Source organism: Okeania sp. (assembly GCF_983059655.1).
Genome location: NZ_CEZPJD010000920.1, coordinates 1 through 2,892, shown reverse-complemented (window position 1 = coordinate 2,892; position 2,892 = coordinate 1). Strand labels below are relative to the sequence as shown.

4 protein-coding genes are annotated in these 2,892 nt (G+C 32.5%); all 4 read right to left on the bottom strand.

Annotated elements, in window-relative coordinates; translation table 11 throughout:
* Positions 1-1,154: DUF5009 domain-containing protein (locus AC3DU7_RS30200; protein ID WP_488042929.1), on the bottom strand; the 1,154-nt coding region annotated here is incomplete at its 3' end.
* Positions 1,155-1,573: 419 nt separating this feature from the next.
* Positions 1,574-2,074 (bottom strand): mCpol domain-containing protein, encoded by a 501-nt coding sequence (locus AC3DU7_RS30195; RefSeq protein WP_488042928.1) that lies wholly within the window; start codon positions 2,072-2,074, stop codon positions 1,574-1,576.
* 110 nt (positions 2,075-2,184) lie between these two features.
* A complete protein-coding gene (locus tag AC3DU7_RS30190; RefSeq protein WP_488042927.1) occupies positions 2,185-2,391 on the bottom strand; it encodes a hypothetical protein in 207 nt (68 codons plus the stop codon).
* Positions 2,392-2,458: 67 nt separating this feature from the next.
* Positions 2,459-2,892 (bottom strand): hypothetical protein (locus tag AC3DU7_RS30185; RefSeq protein ID WP_488042926.1); only part of this gene is annotated, 434 nt, incomplete at its 5' end.

The following is a 2,892-nucleotide window of genomic DNA, read 5'->3' as shown; positions in this document are numbered from 1 at the left end:
CCTGTAGTAATGAAAAAGTAGCTTAGGGTAGCACTATCTTTTTTAATTCCACCTTTAAAAGGTTCAAAAGCTAATCCTAATGCTAGCCAATAAATCCCCCAACTATAAAGTTTATTGAGTAAATTTTCTATCTGATTACTTGGTTGCTGGAATAATAACCAACCAGAAGCACATAAAACTCCGCTTACTAAAGTTGTTTCTAAAACCAGCCTAGATTGTAACCCAATCAATAATACCAAGTCAATAGTAACCATTAATACTGCAATAATAAAAAAACGACTAGCTGGCCATTTTTCTAGTGTTGAATCGCGATCGCTACTTTCATTATTTCTCATCCATTTTAAAATTAAATCTCCACCAATAGTACCTGGAATAACAATAAATAAGTACTTCAAATAATCAAATCTAAAAATCCAAGGCAAAGGAGAGTTAAACCAAAACTCTTTCACCCATCCATCATCAGCAGCAGAAAATCTGAGACCTAATAATATTCCCAATAATCCTAAACGTAACCACCAATTAGATTTAGTAAATAACCAAATTATCGAACCAAAAACAGCCATATTAGTTAAAACGATGAGGATAATATCACTGCGTTCTAATGAAAAGTTACTACCATCTGGATATACGAATCTACTGAGAATTAAAACACATAAAAACCAACCAACTACAGTAATTAATTGATTGATAAATTTTGGGATAAATTTTGGCAAACGACTGAACATTAAAAATAGGATGAAAAATCCCAATAAAGCCAATTTCCACTTTTCCGGAATTTCCTCTACATTATTAATAATGTGTGGTCGAAAATGTTGAAGCACTATAGCAAATGTGCCTAACAAAAAACCTCTTTTCAGGATGAATAAAAATATTGAAATGTATCGCCACCCTTTATTTATTAATCGAGATAAAGCTAGGGGAATAGATGCCCCCATGGAAAATAAGAAAATCGGAAAAACAATATCTACCCAAGTTAATCCAGGAATATTAGGATTAAATACATAATTTGGTGGTGGTGTTTGAGCATGATACATCCAAGCAGGTAATGTTCCATCACGAGGAATTATGCCAGATAATACCATCATTAAAATGGCAAATCCTCGTAGAGCATCTAGAGCTTCAGCACGTTTTTTAGAGGTTGGTTGTTTTACCATATTTATATAGTCATCCTAATTTCATTTGTGATATTTTAGTGTTGCTTAGGAGTAAGAATTGCTGTAGTCAGCGAGTCAGAATATAAAGGATTTTTAATAGATATCTATAGAAAATAAACCTGCTCTTTATTTAACATAAGGTAAAGTTGTAAAAGTCACTTACAAAATCATTTTTCGTATCTTGATTGCGAAAATATATTCTCTGTTTCCGGTTCTCTACTCTTGGAAAAATCTATATCTTTTTGAAAGATTTCTAGTGCCTATTAACTATAATAATATTTTTCACAATCTATTAGATTTTCATATAAAAAATAGTTGGATTAAAATATAAAAAAATTGAATCAAAATACACTTGCTGCTTGACATTATATTAATAAGAAAACTTTAGGTTATTTTTGATTTTTGCTAATTCTCTATTTCTAATTTTTTAAAGCTATACCCATAATGTTACCTCCACCTTGAGCTTTAGCTAGACGCATTGCTAAAGCAACTTCAGGTAATGTTTTACCGTATCCGATAGTGCCAGTTAATCCAGTTTTCTCTTTGTAAATTCTCTGTAAATCGCTTAGTAGACTTGTCTGATAAGGTGCTTTAAAGAGAATATTGTCTCCTTCGGCAAAAAGTACGCTTTTGTGATATTTTGTTGCTTTGTAGATTAACTTTTTTAACTCCCCAATAACTTCATGTACTATCTGACTTCGTTGTCTTACTTCATCTTCATTTGATTTTTCAAACGCCATTTCTAAATAGTCGCCAGTAGAATCACCATCGAACCCGAAATAAAAAATTGTCTGATTTTTATCTGTTGGAGTTTCTAGAATTTGAACATTTACAAGTTGACCATTTTGATCTAGAAAAGAACTTAGTGTTTTAGTTGTAAATTGTAGAAATGCAAATGCTATAGCGCTGTGCGCAGGCAACAGGCAACAGGCAACAGGCAACAGGCAACAGGGGGAATAAATTGCTGATCATATAAGACTTTTAGCTATTAGGCCCATCCTGCAATTTGTAAATATACCAGCGCTCATTGCTATAACTGAGAAGACAAGCGGGATTGAATAGCTATTATATCCTTTGAATAACTATTTTCTGAAGAAGGATGAGCAATATCATTTCGTACTGAAGTGATTAGTCTAGTGATATGTTCTAATGTTTCAGTATTAACGAAGTATTTTGGATTTTGAGAAAAAACATCCCGCACTTCATCTAACTTTTTTCCTAGTGTTTTGTTTCCCAAATCAGCACTTTTTATAATCGTTAAAATTATAGTAATTATTCAGATATTAGCGTCAGCTCTCAGCTTTTTAATCAACGATGTAGCTAGATAGACTATTAAGGTGAACTGATGGACTTTTTCCCATACTTTTAATCCTTTCAAATCTCTGAATTGCTTTTTCCTCTTTTAAAGTTAATGAAGCTGATAGCTGATGGCTGACTGCTGAATGCTTAGAAATTATATTTGCGACTTCTTCAACTCCAGCAGAGGAAGAAAAAACAGAATGACGATAACTATAGGTTTCTTCAGTTACTTCGCCAATTAGGCGAGAATTTACCCCAGATAAAAGCGATGCTCGTAAATGTTCAATATCAAGTCCAGAAGGTAATAAATTTGTTAGGCAATTTACAAGATCGTTAATATTTAAGCGATGGCGTAAAACTTCTGTGTAATTTAATTTTCCGAAATTATCAAACTCTCTTATCGGAGGAAATTTGCGATATTTTATACTTACGCCTGCTT